The 23175-nt window shown below is 64.2% G+C and carries 24 protein-coding genes; 9 read left to right on the forward strand and 15 right to left on the reverse strand.

Translation table 11 applies throughout. The features are described 5' to 3' along the window. Nucleotides 1-98: 98 nt before the first annotated feature. On the reverse strand, nucleotides 99-1553 hold the full coding sequence (locus P5W99_RS23105; RefSeq protein ID WP_421025708.1) for a flagellin: 1455 nt from the start codon (nucleotides 1551-1553) through the stop codon (nucleotides 99-101). A gap of 345 nt (nucleotides 1554-1898) precedes the next feature. Further along, entirely contained in the window at nucleotides 1899-3284 is a 1386-nt protein-coding gene (locus P5W99_RS23110; protein WP_421027022.1) for a sialidase family protein, read from the reverse strand. 462 nt (nucleotides 3285-3746) lie between these two features. Here P5W99_RS23110 and P5W99_RS23115 point away from each other — a divergent pair, with 462 nt between their 5' ends. Both P5W99_RS23115 and P5W99_RS23120 read left to right on the forward strand, forming a co-directional pair. After that, nucleotides 3747-3965, forward strand: a complete 219-nt coding sequence (locus tag P5W99_RS23115) for a DUF4148 domain-containing protein (RefSeq protein WP_421025709.1) — start codon at nucleotides 3747-3749, stop codon at nucleotides 3963-3965. A gap of 516 nt (nucleotides 3966-4481) precedes the next feature. Beyond that, entirely contained in the window at nucleotides 4482-5720 is a 1239-nt protein-coding gene (locus P5W99_RS23120) for a LysR family transcriptional regulator (RefSeq protein ID WP_421025710.1), read from the forward strand. 66 nt (nucleotides 5721-5786) lie between these two features. Here P5W99_RS23120 and P5W99_RS23125 read toward each other — a convergent pair whose 3' ends face one another. Both P5W99_RS23125 and P5W99_RS23130 read right to left on the reverse strand, forming a co-directional pair. Further along, nucleotides 5787-8216, reverse strand: coding sequence for a penicillin acylase family protein (locus tag P5W99_RS23125; protein ID WP_434663143.1), 2430 nt, complete (start codon nucleotides 8214-8216; stop codon nucleotides 5787-5789). Between the two features lie 131 nt (nucleotides 8217-8347). Beyond that, nucleotides 8348-9892: a methyl-accepting chemotaxis protein gene (locus tag P5W99_RS23130; protein WP_421025712.1), complete on the reverse strand. Its 1545-nt coding sequence runs from the start codon at nucleotides 9890-9892 to the stop codon at nucleotides 8348-8350. Between the two features lie 294 nt (nucleotides 9893-10186). Here P5W99_RS23130 and P5W99_RS23135 point away from each other — a divergent pair, with 294 nt between their 5' ends. Next, nucleotides 10187-10432 (forward strand): hypothetical protein, encoded by a 246-nt coding sequence (locus P5W99_RS23135; RefSeq protein WP_421025713.1) that lies wholly within the window; start codon nucleotides 10187-10189, stop codon nucleotides 10430-10432. 366 nt (nucleotides 10433-10798) lie between these two features. Here the strand turns inward: P5W99_RS23135 and P5W99_RS23140 are convergent, their stop codons facing one another. Further along, nucleotides 10799-11380 carry a YSC84-related protein gene (locus tag P5W99_RS23140; RefSeq protein WP_421025714.1) on the reverse strand — a complete coding sequence of 194 codons (582 nt, stop codon included), beginning with the start codon at nucleotides 11378-11380 and terminating at the stop codon, nucleotides 10799-10801. 240 nt (nucleotides 11381-11620) lie between these two features. Continuing rightward, nucleotides 11621-12910: an ATP-binding protein gene (locus tag P5W99_RS23145; RefSeq protein ID WP_421025715.1), complete on the reverse strand. Its 1290-nt coding sequence runs from the start codon at nucleotides 12908-12910 to the stop codon at nucleotides 11621-11623. Between the two features lie 517 nt (nucleotides 12911-13427). Here P5W99_RS23145 and P5W99_RS23150 point away from each other — a divergent pair. Continuing rightward, a complete protein-coding gene (locus P5W99_RS23150) occupies nucleotides 13428-13799 on the forward strand; it encodes a hypothetical protein (RefSeq protein WP_421025716.1) in 372 nt (123 codons plus the stop codon). Here the strand turns inward: P5W99_RS23150 and P5W99_RS23155 are convergent. The 5 genes from P5W99_RS23155 to P5W99_RS23175 all read right to left on the reverse strand — a co-directional run bounded on the left by P5W99_RS23155 (nucleotide 13769) and on the right by P5W99_RS23175 (nucleotide 17486). Beyond that, nucleotides 13769-14452: a response regulator gene (locus P5W99_RS23155; RefSeq protein ID WP_421027023.1), complete on the reverse strand. Its 684-nt coding sequence runs from the start codon at nucleotides 14450-14452 to the stop codon at nucleotides 13769-13771. The genes P5W99_RS23150 and P5W99_RS23155 overlap by 31 nt on opposite strands. 227 nt (nucleotides 14453-14679) lie before the next feature. After that, nucleotides 14680-15213: a glycine zipper domain-containing protein gene (locus P5W99_RS23160; protein WP_421042728.1), complete on the reverse strand. Its 534-nt coding sequence runs from the start codon at nucleotides 15211-15213 to the stop codon at nucleotides 14680-14682. Between the two features lie 147 nt (nucleotides 15214-15360). Beyond that, nucleotides 15361-15753 (reverse strand): hypothetical protein, encoded by a 393-nt coding sequence (locus P5W99_RS23165; RefSeq protein ID WP_421025718.1) that lies wholly within the window; start codon nucleotides 15751-15753, stop codon nucleotides 15361-15363. Between the two features lie 263 nt (nucleotides 15754-16016). Further along, nucleotides 16017-16268, reverse strand: coding sequence for an EF-hand domain-containing protein (locus P5W99_RS23170; protein WP_421025719.1), 252 nt, complete (start codon nucleotides 16266-16268; stop codon nucleotides 16017-16019). A 117-nt stretch (nucleotides 16269-16385) separates the two neighbouring features. Then, nucleotides 16386-17486, reverse strand: coding sequence for an NAD(P)H-dependent flavin oxidoreductase (locus P5W99_RS23175; protein WP_421025720.1), 1101 nt, complete (start codon nucleotides 17484-17486; stop codon nucleotides 16386-16388). A gap of 263 nt (nucleotides 17487-17749) precedes the next feature. Here P5W99_RS23175 and P5W99_RS23180 point away from each other — a divergent pair, with 263 nt between their 5' ends. Beyond that, nucleotides 17750-17929 (forward strand): hypothetical protein, encoded by a 180-nt coding sequence (locus P5W99_RS23180; RefSeq protein WP_421025721.1) that lies wholly within the window; start codon nucleotides 17750-17752, stop codon nucleotides 17927-17929. Here the strand turns inward: P5W99_RS23180 and P5W99_RS23185 are convergent. Next, nucleotides 17917-18891, reverse strand: a complete 975-nt coding sequence (locus P5W99_RS23185; RefSeq protein WP_421025722.1) for an NADP-dependent oxidoreductase — start codon at nucleotides 18889-18891, stop codon at nucleotides 17917-17919. The genes P5W99_RS23180 and P5W99_RS23185 overlap by 13 nt on opposite strands. A gap of 194 nt (nucleotides 18892-19085) precedes the next feature. Here P5W99_RS23185 and P5W99_RS23190 point away from each other — a divergent pair, with 194 nt between their 5' ends. Beyond that, nucleotides 19086-19292 (forward strand): hypothetical protein, encoded by a 207-nt coding sequence (locus tag P5W99_RS23190; protein WP_421025723.1) that lies wholly within the window; start codon nucleotides 19086-19088, stop codon nucleotides 19290-19292. A gap of 21 nt (nucleotides 19293-19313) precedes the next feature. Here P5W99_RS23190 and P5W99_RS23195 read toward each other — a convergent pair whose 3' ends face one another. Beyond that, complete coding sequence (locus P5W99_RS23195) at nucleotides 19314-19604, reverse strand: hypothetical protein (RefSeq protein ID WP_421025724.1); 291 nt, start codon at nucleotides 19602-19604, stop codon at nucleotides 19314-19316. A 136-nt stretch (nucleotides 19605-19740) separates the two neighbouring features. Here P5W99_RS23195 and P5W99_RS23200 point away from each other — a divergent pair, with 136 nt between their 5' ends. Both P5W99_RS23200 and P5W99_RS23205 read left to right on the forward strand, forming a co-directional pair. Beyond that, nucleotides 19741-19992, forward strand: coding sequence for a hypothetical protein (locus P5W99_RS23200; protein WP_421025725.1), 252 nt, complete (start codon nucleotides 19741-19743; stop codon nucleotides 19990-19992). A 123-nt stretch (nucleotides 19993-20115) separates the two neighbouring features. After that, entirely contained in the window at nucleotides 20116-20688 is a 573-nt protein-coding gene (locus P5W99_RS23205) for a DUF6496 domain-containing protein (RefSeq protein WP_421025726.1), read from the forward strand. Nucleotides 20689-20770: 82 nt separating this feature from the next. Here P5W99_RS23205 and P5W99_RS23210 read toward each other — a convergent pair whose 3' ends face one another. Both P5W99_RS23210 and P5W99_RS23215 read right to left on the reverse strand, forming a co-directional pair. Further along, nucleotides 20771-21592, reverse strand: coding sequence for a CHAD domain-containing protein (locus P5W99_RS23210; RefSeq protein WP_434663153.1), 822 nt, complete (start codon nucleotides 21590-21592; stop codon nucleotides 20771-20773). A gap of 86 nt (nucleotides 21593-21678) precedes the next feature. Next, nucleotides 21679-22611: a Ku protein gene (locus P5W99_RS23215; protein WP_421042727.1), complete on the reverse strand. Its 933-nt coding sequence runs from the start codon at nucleotides 22609-22611 to the stop codon at nucleotides 21679-21681. 69 nt (nucleotides 22612-22680) lie between these two features. On the opposite strand from P5W99_RS23215, the gene P5W99_RS23220 reads away from it, so the two are divergent. After that, nucleotides 22681-23064: a DUF3175 domain-containing protein gene (locus P5W99_RS23220; protein WP_421025729.1), complete on the forward strand. Its 384-nt coding sequence runs from the start codon at nucleotides 22681-22683 to the stop codon at nucleotides 23062-23064. The last annotated feature ends 111 nt before the right edge of the window (nucleotides 23065-23175 follow it).

Genomic DNA, 23175 nt, shown 5'->3' on the forward strand with positions numbered 1-23175 from the left:
AAACGGGAGGTTGTCCTCCCGGTTGGCAAGCGCCGCGCGCCCCGGGTATGGCGGGCGGAGCGCGCGGCGCGTACTGCTTGACTCACATGAAGCGCTTGTTACTGCAGGAGCTTCAGGATCTGCTGCGGCTGCGAGTTTGCTTGCGCGAGCACCGAGATGCCGGCTTGCTGGAGCACTTGGGCCTTGCTCAGGGCGGCCGTTTCTGCCGCGAAGTTGGCGTCCTGGATCGACGATTGTGCTTGCGACAGGTCGGTCGACTGGGCTTGCTGCGCCGTGCTGATCGCCGTGAAGCGGTTTTGTGCGGCGCCAAGCGTTGCCTGAATGTTGTTGACCGTGTTCAGCGCGTCGTCGATCGACTGAATGGCCTTGTTCGCGCCCTGGACCGTGCTGACGTCGACCTTGTCGACGGTTTGCGTCGTGGCGGACGACGCGACCGAGAACTTCGTATTGCCGGCAGTCGGCGTGCCGAGTTTTGCAGCGGCCGGAGTCGCCGGATTATAAGCTGTAGCGCTAGTGAATTCCTTCGTAACGACATTGCCGGACGCGCTGAGCTGGTTGCCGTTCTGATCCCAGAACGTATAACCGTAGTTACCGTCCGACTTCACCGTAATCGACGTGACGTCGCTCGACTGCGGACTGGCCGAGCTATCGAGACCCGTCGATGCATTAAGATCGAAGCCCGACAGCGTACCGAGCGTCGTGCCGTTAGCAAGGGGGCTGCCTGCGGTCAGCGCCTGAGCGTTCACCTTGTCGATTTCAGTGGCCACGGTTGCCGGATCGATGTTCGAAGCAGCCTTGATCTTGATCTGGCCAGGCGTCGTCGTCGTGTCGAACATACCCGAGGTTGAGAACGACACGGCCTGCCCGTTCTGATCGGTCACCGAGAAGCTGCCCTTGCCGTCCGAAACGAGGTTCAACTGCGTAACTTCCGTACCCTTCGATGCAGCGTTGGTGCCATCGCTCGCGGCTTGCCAGACGTTGCCGTTCGAGTCGAGCGAAACCGCGAGCGAGGCGATCGTGTCACCCGCCTTCACAACGCCGCCGCCGAGCGACGATGCCGCAACGCCCTGCGAGAGGTTCAGGCTGATCGTCTGGCCGACGTTCGCGCCCACCTGGAATGACACTGCGCCGAGCGAACCGTTCAGCACGTTCATGCCGTTGTACGTCGTTTGCGACGCAATACGGTTGATTTCCGAAACCTGCTGCGACACTTCCTGCTGCAGCGCCTGACGGTCCGTATCGGTCATGCCGCCGTTCGTCGCTTGCACGGCCAACTGCCGAATCCGCTGCAGACTATTCGTCAGCGACGACAAACCGCTCGATGCCGTTTGCACCATCGACACGCCGTCGTTCGAGTTCGACACGCCCTGGTTCAGACCGTTGATCTGGGTCTGCATGATGTTCGAGATCGCAAGACCCGCTGCATCGTCCGCTGCGCTGTTGATGCGCTTGCCCGACGAGAGGCGCGTGATCGCTTGCGACAGCGCGCTGCCCGAGCCGGTCAGGTTTTGTTGCGCGACGAGCGAGTTGATATTGCTGTTGATTCCGAGCATGGAAATTCTCCTGATTGGGACTGAGCCCGTTTGCGCCACGGCTGCCGTGGCGTCGGCGGACTGTCAAACGCGTTGTTTCGACCGCCATGTTTGGGGTAACGACCGCCCACCAGGGAACTTTAGAGGGACATATGCAAAAAATCTGATCTTATGCTCAATCAGGGACATGACAGACACGCGGGAAATGGCCGCCGAATAGCCGAAAACAAATGCCAAATAGTTGATTTTTTTGGAATAATCAATCCGGCGTTTCAGTCCATGCCCTTCAAGCCATCGTTGGCGCGCGCGAATCCGCGCGCCCTGAAAGGGTCGCGCGGATCCGGCGCAATTGACTAGTCGAGCGATTTACGGCGCTGGCGCTACAAAGACATCGGTGGGATTGCTTGCATTCCCGGTCGTTTGCACGAAGAACGGCACGAACTCCGTATCGGTTGCACCCAACCCTTCATAATCCCCGATAAAGTACCCTTCGGCATAAGGCGCGGTTTTCATATCGAAGGACCCCGCGATATGCAATTCATTGCCGAAATTCTGGCCCCCGCGCGGCGAGGTGATGCGCCAGTAATCCGTCGGCAGCGTGGTGTCCGTGGACTTGAGCGTGCGGAAGTCATAGTACGTGACGGCCACCACGCCCGCAGGGTTGACCCGCACGGCAGGATTGAATGCGGGTCGGCCCGAAGGCGTATTCACCCGCATGGGCGCGCTCCATGTCTTGCCACCATCAGCGGACGTCGATAGCGCCACCTCGTCGTACTTCCCGCCATTGAAGCGCGAATCCTGCCAGACGACATAAAGCCGCCCCGTCGCCGGATCGATCGCCGGTTCGGGAATGATGTCCCCGGTGCGTATCGGCGTGCCGGAATTGGGATCAAAAACCGAAACCGTTTGCAGCGTCGAAATGATCTGAGGTTGGGTCCACGTGGCGCCATCGTCGGTGGATTTGATGAACGCTACCCTGCCTGCCCCCTGGTTGAATGGCGGCGTGATCAGATCGAAAAAGTCGTAGAGCGTCCCGTCCTGCTGATTGACCACGATCTGATTGCCGATCGTCTGCTGCCGCGAGGGCACCTTCACGATTTCCGCGGCGGTACTCCAGGTCTTGCCGCCATCCACGGTCTTCGAGAACAATGTCGGGCCGCGGTAAGCGGCCGTATGGAGATTCGCGTAGGGGTTGCCGTTCGGCAGTTCGAGCCGGTCCCATACCGCATACGCCACGCCGGCCTTGATCGGATTCGCAGTCACCGATTCCTTGTCGTTGAAGTACTGCAAGGTAGGCTCGTTGTTGGCGATGATCACGCTGAGGTTTCCCCAGGTCTGACCGCCATCGCTGGAAACCGCTGCGGCCACGGCATTGCTGTTGTTGGAGTTGTTGAACGAGATGGAGACGGCATAGGCGGTGCCGTCGGGGCCGATGGACACCCATGGGTCAGAGGCGCGCTCGTATCCGAGCCCGTTCGCACATGCGCTAAAGGGCAAGGACGTTTGCCCCCAGGTGTGACCGCCGTCGAAGGAGAAGCCGGCAACGAGGCCATGAGAGCCGCCGTCCGACCAGCGGTCCTGCTGCCACGCGCCGATGAGGTTGGACGAGTTTTTCGGGTTGACGGCCACCCACGGCTCGACCTCGCTATTCACAAAGACAGTGCTGCTCGATGATCCGCCAATGGTGCACGTGGCAAAGGGGCTTGGACCCGAAACCAGTGTGGGACTGGCCGAGGCCGGTGCGCTAACCATGAGCGTGGCAGCCGCCGAAACGCCGAGCAGCACGGCGCAAGACTTGTTGCGATGCATGAAAGGACTCCTTATTTCTATGCGGCCCGCAACAGCCATGGGCCGTCAGCACGGGTATCGCCAGCGCGACGGTCACGCAATTGCACCACCTGCTATCAGCCTTTTCCCGCTGGCTACCTAGGTCACACCCATTCGATAACGCCGTACTTCGGCTCCATCGATCTGCAGGAAGTGCATTTGAATTTAGATCACACGAAAGCGGTTAGACTGAAATTTTTTGTAACAAATCGGATCAGTCGCTCCTCATGCAACGTTTGGGAACGTAGCGGCCCGGGCACTTTTACTCCGGCAGGAACAGTGAATTGAGGCGCAGGGCATTTATTACCTCACCGTCCAATCCTAAGCTTCACTCAACGACCGCCAGACAGGCCGGTCGCTTCGCTCCATGTTCCCGAGGTAGTCGAAATGAAAACCCTGATTCAAGCCATCGCTGTCGCATCGGCTCTCGCCGTGCCGGCACTCAGTTTCGCCGCGCAAACCCAGCCGCTGACCCGCGCGCAGGTTCGCAACGAGTATGTCCAGCTCAAGCAAGCCGGATACGAAGCGACCGACTACAACTACGAGGCCAGCATGCGGGCCGCAGAAGCGAAACTCGCGCATCAATCGGAAGCACCGGCACATTGAGGCTCCCTTTTCACGCTTCGCGCTCCCCGTGAAGCGCGTCAAAACCGATGAATGATCCCGGGGCCGACAGCAAATCTCGTCGATCCATGAATTATTTCGAATAACTAATTTACTAGTACAGATGCGTTACGCCGCCGCGATCCGGCGCACATCGCGGCGGGAAATACCGTGACGCTTCGCGATCAACGCGCCAACCGGAACACCCGGACGAAAAGCCGATCCTGCCGGCGCACAGGATCGCCGCGCGCAACGCGGCTTCGGAACCAGCAAGGGAAAACCCTGCTCATCAATGTAACGATCAATCGAATAAAGGTATGGCGCGGCTCGGCGCGTTCTCCCGCATGCCTGGAAAGGCCGTCCGACAAGGCTCATGGCTCGCCGCCAGCCCCCGCTCACGCGGTCGCCGCGCCTTACCCCGCAGACATGCCAATAAATAAAATCGATACCTGGATAAGCACGCCGCAAGCCTGCCCGTCGGCGTTCCGGTAAAGTCGACGGCCATGGAACACCGCTGACATGGACAACAACGACCTTCCTAATCTCGCGTGTCTGTATGCGGTATTGCGCGTGGCCGAGATGGGCAGCGTGAGCCGCGCCGCCACCGCCCTCTTTCGCGCCCAGTCGGCCATTACGCGGGCCGTGCAGCAGATCGAAACCGCGCTGGGCGCGCCGCTGTTCGAGCGCAAGCCATCCGGCATGCTCGCGACGCCCGTGGGGCGAGCGGTGCTCGAGCGCAGCGAGCGGGTGTTCGCCGAACTCAACGAACTGGCGAGCTGGTGTGCGATGCGCCAATCGCGCAAGCGCGCAACGCGGGCAGGCGGCTTGCCGGCCTACCTGCTCAACACCCGCCGGCTGCAGTTGTTTTCAACGCTTGCGCGCTACCGGCACATGCCCAGTGCGGCGCGTGCGTTGAACGTCACGCAACCCGCGGTCAGCAGCGCGGTGCGGATTCTCGAAATCGGCGCGGGATTTCCGCTGTTCCATCGGCATCCGCGCGGACTGCTCCTGACGGCCGACGGCGAAACCTTCCTGCTGCACGTGCGCCGCGCGTTGAACGAATTGCGCCACGTCGCCGACGACGTCGCCGCGCTGCATGGCAGCGTCCAGGGCATCGTCACCGTGGGCGCGCTGCCGCTCGGCCGCACGCTGATCCTGCCGGAAGCCGTGGCGCGCGTCGTCACGCGCTTTCCGAAGGTGCGCGTGATCACCGACGAGAGCGCCTATGAAGCGCTGGTCGCGGGCGTGCACGCGGGCGACATCGATTTCATCCTGGGTGCGCTGCGGGTGAACGATGCCACCAGCGGCCTGGAAAACGAAAAGCTGATGTCGGAGAATTTGGTCATCCTCGCGCGGCACGACCATCCACTCGCCAAGGTGAAGGACCTCCCCCTCAAGAATCTTGGCGATGCCCAGTGGGTACTGCCGCGCAGCGACTCGCCCACGCGGCGGCTGTTCGAGACGCTGTTTCGCCGCGCGAAAATCAGGCCGCCGATGCCGACGGTCGAAACGGCGGACCTCGCCATCATTCGGGGGCTGCTGCTGCATACCGACATGATTGCCGTGCTCTCGGCGCAGCAGCTACACTACGAGTGCGCTTCAGGAATGCTGGCCGTGCTCGATGTGCCCATGCGCGACACGACCCGCGATATTGGCCTGACCACGCGCACCGGCAGCCCGCCCTCGCCGGCCGCGCACGAGCTCATCAACGCGATTCGCCTCGTCTCGGCCGAGATCGCCCGCGCCCGCAATAAGTAACGGGCATTGCGCGAATGACTCGTCAAGCGGCACCTCGAGTCGTTGCGCTTTCTTCCCGTCCCCCGTTCAGCGCGTGCTAACCCCCGGCACGAGATGAATCCGCTTTTCCGTCTCCGCTTCCACCGCCGCACGCGTGTAGAGCAACGGGAAATAGCGGCCATCGAGCCACATCTGCGCCAGGTCCCGATAATGCGGACTATCCGGGTCGCCCGATTCGCCGGGCAGGTTCATCGCGCGCGAGTTGTCCCAGTTGCCCACGTCCACGATCACGCGAAACGACGGCCCGTTGGTCTGCCGGAAATCGCGCTCGCGGTAAGTGGACTGGTTCGGCGTGTACGCGCTGCCGCCCTTCGGCAGCGGCCCGACGTTCAGCTTCGCGCGCATGTCGTCGTCGACGAGACCCGCGAACGGATGCGCGTTGAGGTTCGTCTGCAGCTTTCCCCACGCCCATGCATGCGCGTCCGCGCCCTGCAACGTGACCATCTCGTCGTAGGCGTCGCGCAGGCTCGCGAGCAATAGCGCGTCGCGTTTCGCGGGCGGGTCATCGCCGAAACGCGCATCCGGATGTTCGAGCATGTCGAGCATGACCGCGGTGTCCGGCGCGCCGAACGCTTGCGCCGCATCTTTCGGCAGCACGGCTTCCTTGAACACGCGCCTGAGGTGGCGGCTCAGCCATGCCTCTTCGAGCGCGGCCTGCGCCGAGTCGGCGCCCATTTGCGCATCCCAGCCATGCAATAGCGCAAGCGCCGCGCGCGTGTGCGGATCGTCGCTGTTGAGCGGCGCGAGCAGCGCAACGAGCCGGCGCGCCGGAATCGACACGATGTCGTTCTGCAAGCGCTCGCTGTCTTCGATCGACACCTTCGGCAACGACTTCAGCACTTCGTCGATGCGTTGATGACGCGACCCGTTGGTCCACTCGAAGCCAAGCTTGCGCTGCGCATAGGGATAACCGCCGGGCAGATTCATTTCATTCGACGTCGTGAAATAGCCGCTCGACGGATCGTAGCCCGCCGGCAGATCGTCGCGTCGCCAGAAGCCGGCCCATTCGTAACGGCCGTCGCCGGGCACGGGCAGGAGTCCGTCCCAGTTCGGCCGCTTCGGTGCGAGCCCGCTCGGCAGCCAGCCGATGTTGCCCTGCGCGTCCGCATAGACCTGATTAACGGTCGGCGCGCCCCACGTCGCGAGCGCGCGGCGGAATTCTGCAAAATTCTTCGCGCGCATATAGCGGATCGAATCGTAGTACGGCGACATCCCGGGTTCGAGCCATGCCGTGCGCACCGCGAATGCGCGATGCTTCGCGGGTTCGGTGTAGATCACAGGACCATGGCGCGTAAACGCGAGTTCGGCGTCGACAGTCTTGCCGCCGTGCACCGCGATGGGCTCGTGAACGATGCGCATCGGCTCCCAGCGTCCCTTGTATCGATACTCGTGCGGGTTCGCCGGATTCAGTTGATAGACGTACAAGTCTTCCTGATCGATGTTGAAGATCGTCAGCCCATACGCGATGTGCCCGTTATGGCCAATCGAAATGCCCGGCGCGGACGGCTCGCCGCCGCCGATGATGTCCAGCGTGGGCGTGCTGACCTGCTGGATGTAGCGCAGACTCGGCGCCGCATAGGCGCGATGCGGGTCGTTCGCCATGATCGCGCGGCCCGTTGCGGATTTGTCCGGCGCGATCACCCAGTTGTTGCTGCCTTCAGTCACTTCCTCGGGATTGTCCGTGGCGGCGATCACCGTGGTCGATGCGTCGGCGCTCTTCAGCGATTCGCGCGTCACGTGCACGCTTTGCGTGGCGAGTTCGAACACCTTCAGCACGTCGTCCGGCAGGCACGGATCGAGCCCGTCAGGCATCGTCGCGTGCCACCGCGGCTGCAGGCCGAAGCGGATCGTGTCGGCGGCCAGCGTGCTCTTGCACGCCACCTTCGCGCGCGCGACCTCGCTGGTCACGTTGCGCGTGAGGCCGTGGCTGCGAATGCGCACGACGTCGTCCGCCGACCACCGCGCGGGCCAGTAGCCGACCTTGCGGAACTCATACGGCATGTGCTCCGGATGCGCGGCGAGCCAGTCGATGTACGCGTTCACACCGGCTGCGTAGCGCGTCGCAATCTGCTTTGCATCGGGGCCGTAGCGCTGCCATTCGGCGGCCATGTCGCCGCGATAAAGAAATAAACGCGTGGCCTTGTCCTGCTCGACATAGGCCGGGCCGAACACTTCGGCAAGCTGGCCGAGGCCGCGCCGCCGCCACAGATCGATCTGGAACAGCCGGTCGCGCGCGGCGTTGAATCCCTGCACGAAGAAGGCATCGCTTTCGTTGTCCGCGAAAATATGCGGCACGCCCCAATGATCGATCAGAATATCGACCGGGTGCGCGAGGCCTTCGAGCGTGATCGTTTCCACCGGCGCATCGGTTGCGTGCGCAACGACACTGCTGAATGCGGCCACTGCGGCACACGTGACGGAGATGGCGAGTCTGCGATATCGGCGTGTTGGGCGCACGGTGTGTCTCCTCCGGGGTTTTCACTGCGTGGTGATACCGGGCGGCGCACCGGGGCCGTGAGGCCCGGTGCAAGTGGAGACATTAAGCGATTACTTTCATTCGGGCAAGCGCGGCACGCCCGAGCAAACCGTTAGCGGAAAACGCTCACGGCTTCGACCAGGCGCGCGGCTTGCTGCTTGAGACTATCCGACGCCGCGGTGCTCTGCTCGACCAGCGCGGCGTTTTGCTGGGTGATCGTATCGAGATCGCTCACTGCGCGGTCTACCTGCGTAACGCCGCTGCTTTGCTCCTCGGTAGCGAAGCGGATTTCGGCAATCAGATCGGACACGCGCTTGACCTGCGCGACGATGTCGTCCATCGTTCGCGCGGCCTCGTCGACCATTTTTGAACCGGCTTCGACTTTTCCGACGCTTTCGCCGATGAGATTCTTGATCTCCCTGGCCGCATTCGAGCTGCGCTGTGCGAGCGCGCGAACTTCCCCCGCGACGACCGCGAATCCCCGTCCCTGCTCGCCCGCGCGCGCGGCCTCCACGGCCGCGTTCAAGGCCAGGATATTGGTTTGAAATGCAATCCCGTCGATTACGCCGATGATATCGGCGATCTTTTTCGAGCTGTCGGTGATCTCGTTCATCGTCGTGATCACATGCGATACGGCCTCTCCTCCCTTCGCAGCGGCATCGCTGGCCGATGACGACAAGTTGTTGGCTTGCAGGGTCGTCTCGGCATTGCTCTTGACGGTTGCCGTCATCTGCGTCATCGAGGTCGCGGTCTGTTGAACATTGGCAGCCGCCTGCTCGGTGCGCTTGCTCAGGTCGTCGGTGCCCTGGGCAATTTCGTTGATGGCCTGCTGCACATTGATGACCTGTTCGCTGACGTCGTCGATCAACCAGCGGAACATCAGCCCAAGCTGGCTGACCGTGCGCAGCGTCATGCCGATTTCATCGGCGCGATCCATGTGGACGGCCTTCTGGCTTTCCCCCGATGCAACACGCAACGCTTGCTCGAGCACCTTCTCGAGCGGGCGCGAAATCTGGCTTTCCAGCCACAATGCCACCACCAGCGAAGCCAGCAAGGCCGCCCCCGTGATGCCGCCGAGCGCATATGTGCGCAAACCGAGCAGCCAGGCCGCCAGTCCCATCAACGGCACGAGCGTCAGCAAGGCAAACCGGATACGCCAGCGCACGCGCATGGTCTTGAATGCGCTCGTCCAGCCCATGAGGCCACCGCGCACGATAAGTCCCTTGTGAAAGCGGCGGCTGCCGGCCTTGCCTTCCCTGAACTCGCGATAAAGCGCTTCGGCCGAGGCGATCTCTTCACGCGACGCCTTGGTGCGCACCGACATGTAACCCACCGGCTGACCGTTGCGCACCACAGGTGTCGCGTTCGCCCGCACCCAGTAATGATCACCATTCTTGCGTCGGTTCTTGACCAGCGCGCTCCAGGGCTCACCGCCTTTGAGCGTCGCCCACATGTCCGCAAAGGCTTCCTTCGGCATGTCGGGGTGCCGCACCAGATTATGCGGATGGCCCTGAATTTCCGCATGCGAAAAGCCGCTGACCTGGATGAAAGCCGCATTGGCATATGTGACGTAACTTTGAGTGTCGGTCGTCGACATCAACGTTGCGTCGTCCGGAAATTCGTATTCGTTTTGGGTGACAGGCTGGTTGTTGCGCATGGACCTTCCTCGCGATGCAAGATGAATATTCGCAGTGCAATCCATGCGGTCGGCCGCAATCTCGAAGTGGCATTGCGACAGCGCACGACACTGCAAGCACGACCGGCACAACACGCACTATGTCGGCAATTTCGGGCCAAATCTTTAGCGCCATCGCTTGCCTCGCGAATGCATCCCGGCCATTGCATCTCCGTGCAATAGATGAAAGCCCCTCTAAAGAAGTCATGCGTCGCGCCGTAATACCTCGCGATATGACTCGTTCGTTACAGCCAGGCTGTTGCCCGAAGTATTGACATGAAAGCGCAAACGTTTGCGCCAACCCAGGAGGTGCATGTGGACATCGTGAAAACAGAGATCCGGCAACTGGAAAACACCCTGGACGCCCTGATTCGCCGCCCCCGGCTGATCCGCCGCGACTACTGGATATCGCAGATCGAGAATCTGCTCGAAAAGCCCAGACTGTCGCCGCTGGATCGGCAGCGGCTGCACGCGCTGCGCGACCTGCTCGGGGAGTCCCCGGCGGACAGCAGTTACGCCTGATCCGCTTGGTACGCGCCGCAATCTTTTGACGTGGAAGGCGTAGCGCACGAAGCCATCGCTGACGGTAAAGAAGCCGCCCTGTGAGCGCCTTCGAATTCGTCGACGAGGGCTAGCAAACCTTCCATGAGCCGCGAGTTCCGCTCGCTTGGCGCCTGATTCCAGAGATGGTCGAGCCACGCTGCGGCCAGTCTGTACGTTTCATGCGTGGGCGCACCGGCGCGCACGACTTCGGGCGTGCTCGCGATGCCGGACGTCCCGAATGTTTCATGAGACGGCGGATTCCGCCGCAAACGCCTTTCCGATGGGCGGCTCAATCGCGTTCCGAAAATTGGCACGGTGCGTGATCCTGTGATGCCGGCTTGCGCGTCACGAACCGAGCCGGGTGATTTTCTGGCCCTGCACGCCCATGCCCGCCATGAGTCCGGTTTGTCCGAAGATGAACGCATAAACATCCGGGCGCAGGGTCGTAGTGGAAACGTCCCGCCCCATGCCCGTGTCCGCGAGAACCACGCTCGGGCCGCCGCCAATCGACCAGCCAGCGCTGCTGTCGAGGTAGCGCATGGCGGCAGCCCTGGTGAGGAACATGGCTTCGGAAAAGCTCTGTGCGCCGGCCTGAAGCCCATAGGAGAGCGCGCTCGTGTTGTAGTAGCCGAGCACCTTTCCTGCGTGCGAGAACAACACGCCATTGCCGCCCGAACCGCCGAACATCAGCCCTGCTTTCAGGATGTCCGGAAAGACCAGAATTGCAACGGAATGGGCGCCCAACTCTCTGGCGCGAGGCGTGCTCGCATACAGCCGCGCCAGCGCCGCGCGCGCATCCTGCTCGAGTTTCGCGTGAGACGCGTCACTGGCCGAAGAGAACGAAGCAGCCTGCGCTCCCAGACTGGAACAACCCCCAACGAACAGGCCCGAGAGCACAGCGGCCAGGCGCACGATTTTAAAAGACATCTTTGATTCCGACTTCGATGATCAAGGTAATGAGTGGCACTCGTTGCATGCCGAACAATGCGGCAGGCAACGCCTTCGAACTCAATTTACCGGCATGCGGCATTACAAGCTGCTCAAAACTTGTTTCAACGCATGTCAGAATCGCGCGCCGCGGCTTGTGATTCGGCTCACGCTCTATTTGATTTGCAATGCAGAATAATGAGGAGAACGCGCTGCGCACAGCGCCGCTGCGTCAAGTGTTCAGCACACCGGCAAGCGCACGCGCGCCACGAGACCATGCGGCTGGTTCGGCAACAGATCGAGCGCACCGTCGTGCTGCGTCGCAATCCGGTCCGCAATCGCCAGACCGAGTCCCGAGCCGCCGCGCTGATCGCTCTGCGGCCCCCGCCTGAACGGCTGCTTCATCAACGGCAACAGTTCCGCCGGCACGCCGGGGCCCTGATCCTCGACGTCGATCGTCACATACCCGCCCGCCATCCGGGTCCTGACCGCGAGCCCGACGCGGCCATGCACGGCCGCGTTATGCATCAGGTTCATCAATAGCCGCTGCATGCCCGTGGGCCGGAACGAGAACTCGGGCAGCGCCTCCAGCGACAGATCGAATACGTACTCGAGCCCGACGTAGTCGGCTGCAAGGCGCTCGATCAACGCGTTGAGGTCGCCGCGCCTTGCGGGTTCGCTGTCCCAGCCGCGCGCGAAATCGATGAACTGCTGCACGATCATGTCGATTTCCTCGACGAACCGTTCGGCGCTGTCCAGCGGCGCTTCGACGGACTCCGGCGCCAGCAGCACCATGCGCAGCTTCGTGAGCGGCGTGCGGATGTCGTGCGAGATGCCCGCCAGCATTTGCGCGCGAGTCGTCTCCAGATCCTGGAGCGACGCAGCCATGCGATTGAATGCGTCCGCAACCATCGCCAGCTCGTGTGCGCCTTCGACGGGCACTGCCGCGGGCCACGCCCCCTGCTCGATCGTGTCGGCTGCGCGTGCGAGACGCATCAGCAGCCGTTCGACCGGACGGTGTATCAGGAACGCCACCAGTGGCGGCACCGTGGCGATACACAGCAGCAGACTGATCAACGTCCACGGCAGGCCCGGAATCGCATGCGGCGCGCCCGCGAGCAGCATCCAGTAATACGCGTCCTCCACGCGCACGCGGACCCAGACACGTTGCGCGCCGCCGTGCTCGAAGCGCATCTGCTCGCCCGCGCCCAGTTCGCTCGACATCCGCGCAACGAAATACCGGGCGGCCATGCCTTGCGGCTGCGCGTCGGTGGCGCTCGCGGGAGGCACCTCGCTTTGCGCTACGCCATTGATGGCCAGAAGCTGCTGCTCCCGCACCGCGGGCGGCAGCGTGGCAAGCAGCCGGCTCACCGTGCGGATTTGCGTCGCGACGAGCGAAGCCGCCTCGTCGATGCGCGGGCGCTGAACGAAGAACACATACACGGTGCCCGCAAAGATCTGGCTGGCCAGCACCAACACGATCAGCGCCAGCACGTTACGCACCAGTAACGAGCGATACCAGCCGAACATGGCCCTCCCCAATGAATGCCAGGTAGTGAACTGAGGCCCGATGCAACGATGCGAGCGGGCTCGTGGATTTACCCGGAGTGATACAACGACAACGCAGCAAAGCCATTATCCATGGCGCGCATGCCATTCGCGTCGATCATGCCGGCAGCCATTGCAACCGTCATTGCATCGCTCGCTCAAGCCCAATGGCGTGCAACGAGTCATGTCATCCGGTTACAACGCGCATCGCCCCGTACCGGTCGATCTTCAGCGCCGCTGCGCCCATCGCGCGGATTGCAACTTCGTGACACAAGTTTCCAACAGATCGTCATGCAATGGCCCGTTAGAGTGCGATGCATGTTTCGCCGGCCTTGCGTGCGTCGTTCGCCGCGCCGGCCGCCTGAAACCGTCGAACCGAATCGAACCGTATCGAACCGAATCGAACCGTATCGAACCGTATCGAACCGGATCGAACCGGATCGAACCGGATTGAAACCATACCCCCTTTGAAATCGTGACTCGTCAGATCTCCCGTGCGATGGCAATCGCTGCTGCTGCCGCCATGCTGGCCGGCTGCGCGCCGCCGCAAGCCCCCTGGTCCATCGCCGCGATGCCCTCGCCCTTGCTCGCACCCGCGCTGCCTGCGCCGACTGAAGCGCTGCCGCCGCAATGCGCTCCCACCTATGCGGGTCTGCTGGATCTTGCCCTGCTCGCAAAACGATATGGCCGGTCGTCCGGCATCTTCATCGACGCATTGGGCAATATGGCCGATCAGTTGGGCGCATGCCTCGACACCTATCCGCCCCGCCATGCGGCCTTCCTGCGCGCGACCGAACAGATCCGAGCGCACTCGCCCCGAGTGGGCGAGCCATCCGCAGGTCAGGCCTCGAGCTTCGCAACGAGCATATAGCCGACGCCCCACACCGTGCGGATATGGCGAGGCGAAGAAGCATCCGCCTCGATGATCTTGCGCAGCCGCAGCACCTGCACGTCGATGCTGCGCGCGTTCGCTTCGTAGTGACGCCCGTGTGCACGCTCGATCAGATTCTCGCGGCTGACCGGCCGGTTCGGCGTTTCGGCCAACGCGCACAGCAGCCGCATTTCCGCCGCGCCGACTTCGACCTGCGCGTCCGCCAGCATCAACTCCTGAATTTGAGGCTTGAGCAGATAGTCCCCTATGCGCAGCACGGGCATTTCATCGTCGCCGGCCACACTGCCCAGCGCGCCATGCTGACGCGCAAAGACCTGCTGGCGGCGCAGCATCGCACGCACGCGTGCGACCAGCTCGCTCGGCAAGAACGGCTTGCCGAGATAATCGTCGGCGCCCATTTCCAGACCGACGACGCGGTCGATCGGGTCGCCGCGCGCGGTCAGCATCAGAATGGGGATCATCTGCCCCTGGCTGCGCAGGCGTCTGCAGATGGATAGTCCGTCTTCGCCCGGCATCATGATGTCGAGAATCACGAGGTCGAACGAATGCCGCTCCAAAAACGTATCGAACTGGTTGCTGTCTCTCGCCGCGCGCACCTCGAAACCCTGCGCGGTCAAAAAGCGCTGCAGCATATTGCGAATCTCGAGATCGTCGTCGAGCACGAGAATGCGGCCTCGCGGCGCCTGATTCAGCGCCGGATTCCGCGCATCGTTGTCGGACGGGTTGAGGGGTGGCATGGCTGGTCGGGACGCTCTCAAGGTCGGGAATAAATACGAGTGTAGATCTCGACGCCGCGCGGCGGCACGTGCGAATCGCAATCGGCGCGCGCGGGGTGCGCCACGACGGCGATCGGTTCAGTTCAATAAGGAGCGTAATAATACGGGGCCGGCGCATAAACGACGGGGGCCACGGCAGGCGCGAGCGCTACCGCACGCGGCGCTCCGGGCGTCGCGATGGTGTTTCCCTTCGCGATGATGCACTGCGCGTACGCGTTATCGTATTGACGCTGCAGCGCGGCCTCGCTGCCCCAACGCTGGTTCCGGCCCGCCGCGCTACCGAGCAACAGGCCCGCGCCCGCGCCGATCGCCGCGCCCGCGCCGGCATTGCCCGCACCCGCGCCAATCAGCGCCCCGGCCGCCGCGCCGCCTGCCGCGCCCAGCGCCGGCGCGGCCAGCCCGGCATTCGCCATCGTGGGCGACGCCGCAACCGGATTGACGATCTGCGCCGCGTAGGTGCGGCACGCGTAATCGTCTTGCTGGAACGCCGCAATCGGCTTGCCCTTCGCGGGCAGCGCCATCACGGTCGGATAGCTGGGCGGCACGACGGCGCAGCCGCCCAGGCACGCCAACGCCAAAGCAGCGGCCACTGCCGACTGATACTTGAATCCCTTCATGACACCCTCTGCTCCATTTCAACGCGTGGCCGGCAAACATGCACGCATGTGGATGCACGGCCATGCGATATCGATTCGATCAGGCTTCGCACGTGCAATGCACCGCTGCGCCGCCTGACACGCCTGCGCATTGACGCTGCCGCGACGCTATCGAACCACTACGACGCCGCGGCCCACATAGCCATAGCCGCCACGGACCACGACGGCCGGCGGTCTCGGGACATAGACGGGCGCGGCAACGACCGGAGGCGCCATTACGAGTGGCGCCGCAACGACGGCGGCAGGCGCGGCGACGACCGGAGCAATGACCGGCCCAACGATCGGCCCAACAACCGGAGCAACAACCGGCCCAACAACCGGCCCAACAACCGGCCCAACAACGGGCCCCAAAGCCGGCGCGGGCACGGCAACGACCGGCCGCGGCGCCAGCGGAATGCTGATGCCCACCGCGACGCTGGTAGCCGACGCGCTGGACGTCATGCCGGCGCAGACGAGACCGGCTACGAGGGGAGCGAAGGGAACGATGAATCGAAATTTCATAAGACATCCTGAATAAATGGACACGGCTTGCGAGCCTCGGATGAGACAGGTGTCACATTAGAGAGGCGGCATGTTCCAGACTATTCAAAAGTTATGTCGACGTGTGTCGACGGTCCGTGGCATCGCCGATTTCCGGACCGGGGTGAACGCGGGGAGCAACATCGGGACTGGGTGCGGGAAGGCGGCGACAAGACTGGCCTGCCGCGCCACGCACCGCTTCGGATCTGCAAAGCCAGATTGAACTGAGCGCTGAATGAACGAATTTATTGCCGGTGCCTGGCCGCGAATTGTGCGATCTCGTCGAACGTCACATACCCCTTGTGGGCCGTATCGATCTGATCGAAATTCCTCGCGACAAGCGGCATGCCGGCCTGCGCCTCGGCGGGTGTGAGCTTGCCATCGTGATTCGTATCGGCCGCTTCGAAGCGGGACTGCGCCTGCAGCGTCCTGGCGTCCTGCGCAAACGCGGAGGACGCCATCAGTGCGGCGGCCAACATCAGACAAATGCGTTTCATTTTTTCTCCACGATTGACGAGGCCATGATTCACGGCTCGTCGGGAACGCAAGTGTAGGCGCTGTCTCCGGCTGGCAGATTACGGAATCGTTAGAAATCGATGTCAAGTTATGTCACGTCAGAACGGTAACGCCTGCATCCGCTCGATGCTCTGTCGCGTTTCACGCTCCAGCTGCGCGAATAGTTCGGCGGCCGGCAGCGAGCGTGCGAGCGCCGCGGCCTGCCCCGCCCATTGCGCGCCGAAGCCAAACTCGCCTTGCGCCTTGGCGGCCGCGTGCAGCGCCTTGCCGGCGTCGTACGTGACCGGATACGCGGGCGTTTGCGGCGCGCGCGGATCGTCGCCGAGCGCGGTGAATTTATTGGCCATCGCCCGCGCGGGCCGTCCGGAAATTGCAGCGGTGAACGTCGTGTGACGCGAGGCTTCGCCAAGCAGCGCACGACGGTAACCGTCGTCGATCGACGTCTCCGGGCACGCGACAAACGCGGTCCCGAGTTGCGCGGCCTGCGCGCCGAGTGCGAGCGCCGCCGCAATGCCCGCGCCGTCCATGATCCCGCCCGCCGCGATGACCGGCAGCCGCCCTTCGCTGGCGATGAGACGCGTGAGCGCGAACGTGCCGAGACGCGCATCGCCGGCATCGGGATCGAACACGCCGCGATGCCCGCCCGCCTCGATCCCCTGCGCCACGATCGCATCGACGCCGGCGTCCGCGACCTGGGCCGCTTCCTTGAGATTCGTGGCGCTCGCGAGCAGCGTGATGCCGGCACGCTTCAGGTCGGAGATGACTTCCGCCGCCGGCAGCCCGAAATGGAAACTGACGACCGCCGGCTTTTCTTCGGCGAGCATCTGCTGCATGGCTTCGTCGACGACGAAGCTCGTATAGATCTCCGAGAGCGTTTCGGGCGGCGTCGCGCCGTACTGCGCGAACACCGGCGCGAGCCAGTCGAGCCACGCGCGCTCGACCGCTGCGTTCGCAACGGCTGGCCGATGGCAAAACACATTGATGTTGAACGGCTTGCCGGTCAGCGCGCGCGTGTCCCGGATCATCTTGCGCGCGCCGCCGGCATTGGTCGCGCCGACGCCCAGCGAGCCAAGCCCGCCCGCATTCGACACGGCGGCCGCCAGTGCGGGCGTGCTGACGCCGGCCATCGGCGCCTGGATGATCGGCGTGCGTATGCCCAGCAAGCGCAGTAATGCGCGATTGTCCGATTGAGTGTTCATGTCGTTTTCCTCCAGCGTGGAGGCCCTCCGGTCGGCAGCGAAACAGCGCTCATGCTACGCGAAGTACCGCAAAAGCGCCGGCCGCGATGCAGCCAGGCCCCACGCGGTCAAGGCCGAAAGATGCGTTTCAGGCATTCCGTGTAATGGCTACAACCGGCACAACCGAAGTCCATCGACCGGGATTCGGGTGATCGAGGCACGGCCGATGCGGCCACATTGAATGACCCGGCGAACGATCCAGCCGGAATCCGCGAGGAAGCGCCATGGCCACGACCCACTCATTCCATCTGCCGACGACCGACCCGGTGAACGACCCCGAACGCACGCCCCCGCCGCCGCCGCCGCGCCCGGACGACGAACCGCCGCCGCTGCCCGAAGGCGACCCGCCCTCGAAGGCGCCGCCCGAGCGCGCCGCACCGGCGATGCGCCTTCACACCGGCTGATGCCACTCGACCATGACGACAACCTTGCCGTGTGGATGCCCGCGCTCGACGCGCTCGAACGCATCGCGCGCGTCGCCGAAATTGAAGCGCGACACGACCTCCACCTTGATGATCCCCTGATCGAACAGCGCAACGATATGCTCGAGCTGCGCGCCATCGGGGCGCGCCGTAAACCGCGTGGCGCACACGTCGCGCACCGCGGCTTCGTTCTGCGACGGCTCGTCGAGCGCCGACACCATCGTGCCGCCGCGCCTCAAAACGCTCCACGAGCGCGCCTGCACGACCCCGCCCACGAGATCGAGCACGAGGTCGACCTCGCCCGCGCGGTCCTCGAATTCGTCGTGCCGGTAGTCGATCGTCTCGGCCGCGCCCAATGCACGCAACGCGCCATGCGTAGGCGCCGATGCCGTCACAATCACATGCGCGCCGCAGTGCCGCGCGAACTGCACCGCGAAGCGCCCCACCGCGCCGCTCGCGCCGTGGATCAGCACGCGCTCGCCGCGCTGCAGCTTGCCGTAATCGAAGAGCCCTTGCCACGCCGTGAGCGCAGCGAGCGGCAAAGCCGCCGCCGTATCGACAGCGCCCGCGCACGGCGCATTCGCAAGCGCGCTTGCGCTAACCGCCACGTAGTCGGCCAGTGCGCCCGGCCCCTGCCCCACGAATGCGCACACGCGCGTGCCGGGCTCCCACCCTGCCGCGCGCCGCGAGCCCTGCGCAATCACGCCGGCCACGTCGCGTCCCAGCGTAAACGGCAAATCGTGCTGCGCGACGGCCGGGTAGCGCCCGTGCAGCGTCTTCAGGTCCACGGGGTTCAGCGCGGCGGCCTGCACTTCGACCAGCACTTCGTCGCCGTATAGCAGCGGCACCGATGTGCTCTCGCATGCGAGCGCGTCGAGCCCGCCAAAGCGCGTGGCGCGCCACGCGCGCATCGTTTCGGGCAACACGTTTCGCAGCGGTTCCATGGCTCCTCCAGACGTGCGGATAGCGGCCAACGCACAGCGTGCGTGCATCACGCAAGGGTTCCGCAAAACCCGACGAGTCGGCGCATGTGGTCGCGGCCGCATCGGGCATGCCCGTTCCTGCGGGACGCGCCCAATGCCGGGTACACGCGATGCGGCCTCTAAACCTACGACAACACCCCCCCATGGAGGCAGCTATGAGTGAATACGCCGGACGCTCGCAGGACGAACGCGTGGCCATACGCAAGCGCACCAGACAGCGTGCCCAGGAACCACCCGGCGGCGAGATGGCCGTGCCCGATACCGAACCGGACCGCACCCACAGCAGCGGGGAACTCTCCCAGCGCGGCAAGGAAGTCTGGCGCAAGGGCGCGGGGTTGGATGGCGGAGGAAAATCGCGCTAAGCCGAGGCGCGCATTGCCGCACTATTCCGAGTAAGCCGCCATCACGATCCACAAGTCGTTTTCGCCATTGCTCACTTCGGCGGCCAGCGCATAGGGATCCTCGGGCCGGCATGCCCGCTGCAACGCTTTGCGCGCCTGCTCGGCATCTTCGTAGCGTTGTTTCGACAGCATGTGAACTTCGTCCCTTCCCGCGAACATCGTTTGTCCCGGTCGATAGACGAGCGGTTCATGCTTCCACTCGAGAAAGCGTTCGCAGACGTGCTGGAAATCGCCTCGACAGATGTTGACCTGGTAATGCGGCTGGGAGCCCATGGCAGATCTCCTCTTCCCGTAGATGGTGTCGGTATGTATGAGGGTCGTGCGCACGGCTCGTGCCGAACGGACTGGATGCTGGGGCCGGGCACGCGATTCGCGCATGAAGCGGCGAATACCGGAAGCGGAGAAACGTATGAGCACGCTCCTTGCCCGGCGATGGGCTGCAATCATTCTGGTGTTGCTGGGCACATCGGCTTTTTCCCCACTGACGCGGGCGCAGACCGCCGATCAGCGACCGGCCGCATCGATGGCGAAACCGCCCGCGGCCGCGTCGGGCGCCGCGAGCACGACCAACCCCGACCATATGCCGATTAAAAAGCCCGAGCAGCCCACGCACGACAACATGTCCCGTGATGTGCCCGCGAGCGCGGCGAAGGCCAAATAAAGTCGCTGCGCAGGCCAGCTTTTCCTGAACGCTGATAATCCGCCATCAGCGTTTCCGGAGCGTTCATGCCCGGCATAAACGTTGCGCTCACCAGGGTAGATGCATTGACTTAGGAGAGCGACCATGCCCGAACGGAAAACCATCGAGCGAGCGCAGGCTGACAAGCGCGCCGGCAAATCTCCCAGCACTCAGGCGGGTGAATTCGTCAAGGAAGAAGTCGACCGCGTGCGCGCCGGCAAGCATGGCGTGCGCTCCGCGAAGCAGGCGATTGCGATCGGCTTGTCCAAGGCGCGGCGAGCCGGCGTCGATCTGCCGCCGCCGGCAAAAGGCAAGGCGAGCGAACCAACACGCAAGAAGGCCAAACAGGACGCCGCCCACGCGAAAAACAAAATGACCAGTGCCAGCACCGAATCGAAAGCGCGGCGCTCGCGTACCGCGACGGCCGTGTTGCAGAAAGAGAGCAGCGAGGGTGCGTCGCCGCAAGCCATGTCGACGCAGTCGAGGAACGCGGCGTCCCGACGCTCGCCAGCGAGCCGGGCGGAAGCCGCCCGCAAGGCCGCCCGGACAAAAGGCTCCCGGAATCGCTCGGAGGCCGCAAAGAAGGCGGCGCAAACGAAGGGCGCAGCGGGGCGCTCGGCAGCGGCCAGAAAAGCGGCGCAAACACGCGCGGCGCGGGCGCGTCACACACAACGCTAGCGCGTCCGGTGCGCGGGCGCGGCCATCTCGCCCTCTCGAGCATCACGCGGATGCGGCACTTTCGGCGCTCATGCCAGCACGCTCATGCCAGCAGTTTCATCGCCGCGCGACGGCGTCGCTTGCGCAATTTTCCAAGCGACGCCAGTGCGGCATCCGCGCCGGCGTCCGCGTCGAAGATCTCGCGATGGCAGGCGAGCAGGTGTTCGGCGCTCACGACATCGTTAAGGTTACCGAACCGATCCTGAATCTTCTTCAACCGCTTCATGCGCTTGCCCCGACGGCGCGGCAGGTGGGGGCCGAAGAATTCGAGCAGGTAGCGCAGCCGCTTTGCGCGCTTGCGCACGTCGTGCAAGGCGGCGTAATCGCGCCGCCCGGCTTTTTTCGCGCGGCGCATGCGTTTGTCCAGCGCGCGTTCAGCCGACGCCACGCGTGCGCGCGCGAAGCGCTTCATGGGAGCACGGCGCGGCGACGCATTCAGCATCCGGTTCGCGCGCCGCACCGTTTCAAGCAGGGTGCGCCTGAAGGCGCGCCCTGCCAGGACCCGGCGCGCCGCATCGCGCGCCTCGCCGCGCGACGCCGCAAGGCGGTTGGCGATCCTCTCCTCGCCCTGCTGCGCAAGCAGGCCCGCGGCGATATCCCAATTGCGCGCGTCGCCCGCTGCGGCTGCCATGCGCTTGAGCGAGGCGCGCCCGGGTTCGTCGAGGTCGCGCCCGAACAGCGGCCGCCACGCCCACAACAAGGTGCGAAGCCGGCGCAATGCAACCCGCAGCTTGTGATAGTCGTCCTCGTGCCCGTCCAGCCGGGCCGCGCGCGTGAGCGCCTCGCTGACGAGCGGCTTCGCGTATCCCGCGAATCGCGCCTGTGCGGCGTCGAGGACTTTCCCTCTATGGCGTTTGCCTGTCATCGTCCCTTCCCATGCGTGCTTCCTGACTGAACCGGCGCGGCCTGGGCAGCCGTCGCGGCACGTCGCGACTTTGCGCTGCCGGCCCGTCAGGCTGCCCGGCGGCCGCGCCTGGCGGGCGGCTTGCCCGGCTTCGCGCCGGCGCTGCTCGCGCCGGTGCGCTTGCCCAGGCTGCGCTTGAGCAGGTCGGCAAGATCCACGACATCGGCGCCGCGCCGCTCGGGCTCCGGCGCCTCGATATGCGTGAGCTCGCGTGACTTCCCTTCGCTTGCCTTGAGTCGGGCCAGTTCGACAAGCGCGCCGCGAAACGTATCGCGATAGCTATCCGGCTGCCACTCGGCGCTCATATCGTCGATGAGCTTGCGCGCCATCTCCAGCTCGCCCGCGCTCACGCCCGCGCTTTTCGCGCTCGCCGGAAACGAATGCGACGCATCGAGCTCGCGGACCTCCGTGGACCAGCGCAAGGTCTCCAATGCCAGGGCCGGCCCCGCCGCCACGACGGCGGCAAGATGCTGCCGGCTGTGCATCACCACGCTGGCAATGCCGAGCTTGCCGCTCTCGGCCAGCGCATCGCGCAGCAGTGCGTAGCTTTTTTCCGCGCGCCGCTCGGGCATCAGCCAATAAGGCGTATCCAGATAGACGAACGACAGCTTGCCGGCATCGACGAAGGCCAGAATGTCCACCGTCTGCGTCGCTTCCGGCTTCGCTGCGCGAATCTCCTCGTCCGACATCACGACATAGGAGCCCTTCTCGTACTCGTAGCCGCGCACGATATGCTCGCGCCCGATCGGTTTTCCCGTGCGCTTGTTGATCTGCTGATAGCCCACCGGGTCGAAGGTGCGGCGGTCGAGCAGGTTGAATTCGGTATGCTCGCTCTGGGTAGCCGGGTAGAGCTCCACCGGAATGTAAACCAGCCCGAAGCTGATGGCGCCCTTCCATATCGCACGCGGCATGATCGCCTCTCCCTCGAATCCGGTGTCCTGCGTTTGCTTCGCAATCGGGATGCCCACCGGGATGCCCACGCGCCTCGATGCACGCCGCGGGCATGATGCCTGCGCGCCCGCCCTGCAGCGAGAGACAGGACACCAGCCATGACCACGAAACCGCATTCCTCCACCCGAACCCACAATCGCAAACCCGCGCGCCAGCGGCACGCGCACGCAAGCGCCGCGAAGAAAACGGCCGGCACTGCGCGCGGCTCGGGCCGGCGCTGGTCGCATCGCGTCGCCGAAACGAGCGATGCCATGGACCTCGATTCGGGCGTCTTCAAACTCGACGATCCCGCCGCGATCGCGCGCTCGCTGAAGCAATCGTCCGAGCGTAGCCGCCGGCGCAAGGGCACGCCGTTTCAATCGGCAATGTCGATGCTGAACTTCTACATCAATCGCGCCGGCAAGAATCTGCCGAAGTCGCGCCGCGAAACCCTGCAACAGGCGAAAGCCAAGCTGCGCGAGGCGTTCGGGCGCAAGCCGTGAAAAGTCGAAAACGAAGGGGCCGCGCCGAATCGCTCGCCCATGCGCGCCCCCACTGCTGCCACCGCCGCGCGCACGGGCATGAGGACTGCTGTTCAATGGCGTCACCGGCAC

It is taken from the genome of Paraburkholderia sp. A3BS-1L (assembly GCF_051125215.1).
GTDB lineage: Bacteria > Pseudomonadota > Gammaproteobacteria > Burkholderiales > Burkholderiaceae > Paraburkholderia.

Coding starts and splice junctions, on each gene's coding strand:
- P5W99_RS23155 (WP_421027023.1), bottom strand. CDS start 14,452: ATGCTGCAGCGCTTTTTGACCGCGCAGGGTTTCGAGGTGCGCGCGGCG.
- P5W99_RS23160 (WP_421042728.1), bottom strand. CDS start 15,213: ATGAAGGGATTCAAGTATCAGTCGGCAGTGGCCGCTGCTTTGGCGTTG.
- P5W99_RS23135 (WP_421025713.1), top strand. CDS start 10,187: ATGAAAGCGCAAACGTTTGCGCCAACCCAGGAGGTGCATGTGGACATC.
- P5W99_RS23220 (WP_421025729.1), top strand. CDS start 22,681: ATGACCACGAAACCGCATTCCTCCACCCGAACCCACAATCGCAAACCC.
- P5W99_RS23140 (WP_421025714.1), bottom strand. CDS start 11,380: ATGTCTTTTAAAATCGTGCGCCTGGCCGCTGTGCTCTCGGGCCTGTTC.
- P5W99_RS23110 (WP_421027022.1), bottom strand. CDS start 3,284: ATGGTTAGCGCACCGGCCTCGGCCAGTCCCACACTGGTTTCGGGTCCA.
- P5W99_RS23150 (WP_421025716.1), top strand. CDS start 13,428: ATGGCAATCGCTGCTGCTGCCGCCATGCTGGCCGGCTGCGCGCCGCCG.
- P5W99_RS23175 (WP_421025720.1), bottom strand. CDS start 17,486: ATGAACACTCAATCGGACAATCGCGCATTACTGCGCTTGCTGGGCATA.
- P5W99_RS23185 (WP_421025722.1), bottom strand. CDS start 18,891: ATGGAACCGCTGCGAAACGTGTTGCCCGAAACGATGCGCGCGTGGCGC.
- P5W99_RS23170 (WP_421025719.1), bottom strand. CDS start 16,268: ATGAAACGCATTTGTCTGATGTTGGCCGCCGCACTGATGGCGTCCTCC.
- P5W99_RS23130 (WP_421025712.1), bottom strand. CDS start 9,892: ATGCGCAACAACCAGCCTGTCACCCAAAACGAATACGAATTTCCGGAC.
- P5W99_RS23195 (WP_421025724.1), bottom strand. CDS start 19,604: ATGGGCTCCCAGCCGCATTACCAGGTCAACATCTGTCGAGGCGATTTC.
- P5W99_RS23190 (WP_421025723.1), top strand. CDS start 19,086: ATGAGTGAATACGCCGGACGCTCGCAGGACGAACGCGTGGCCATACGC.
- P5W99_RS23115 (WP_421025709.1), top strand. CDS start 3,747: ATGAAAACCCTGATTCAAGCCATCGCTGTCGCATCGGCTCTCGCCGTG.
- P5W99_RS23165 (WP_421025718.1), bottom strand. CDS start 15,753: ATGAAATTTCGATTCATCGTTCCCTTCGCTCCCCTCGTAGCCGGTCTC.
- P5W99_RS23210 (WP_434663153.1), bottom strand. CDS start 21,592: ATGACAGGCAAACGCCATAGAGGGAAAGTCCTCGACGCCGCACAGGCG.
- P5W99_RS23180 (WP_421025721.1), top strand. CDS start 17,750: ATGGCCACGACCCACTCATTCCATCTGCCGACGACCGACCCGGTGAAC.
- P5W99_RS23200 (WP_421025725.1), top strand. CDS start 19,741: ATGAGCACGCTCCTTGCCCGGCGATGGGCTGCAATCATTCTGGTGTTG.
- P5W99_RS23120 (WP_421025710.1), top strand. CDS start 4,482: ATGGACAACAACGACCTTCCTAATCTCGCGTGTCTGTATGCGGTATTG.
- P5W99_RS23205 (WP_421025726.1), top strand. CDS start 20,116: ATGCCCGAACGGAAAACCATCGAGCGAGCGCAGGCTGACAAGCGCGCC.
- P5W99_RS23145 (WP_421025715.1), bottom strand. CDS start 12,910: ATGTTCGGCTGGTATCGCTCGTTACTGGTGCGTAACGTGCTGGCGCTG.
- P5W99_RS23105 (WP_421025708.1), bottom strand. CDS start 1,553: ATGCTCGGAATCAACAGCAATATCAACTCGCTCGTCGCGCAACAAAAC.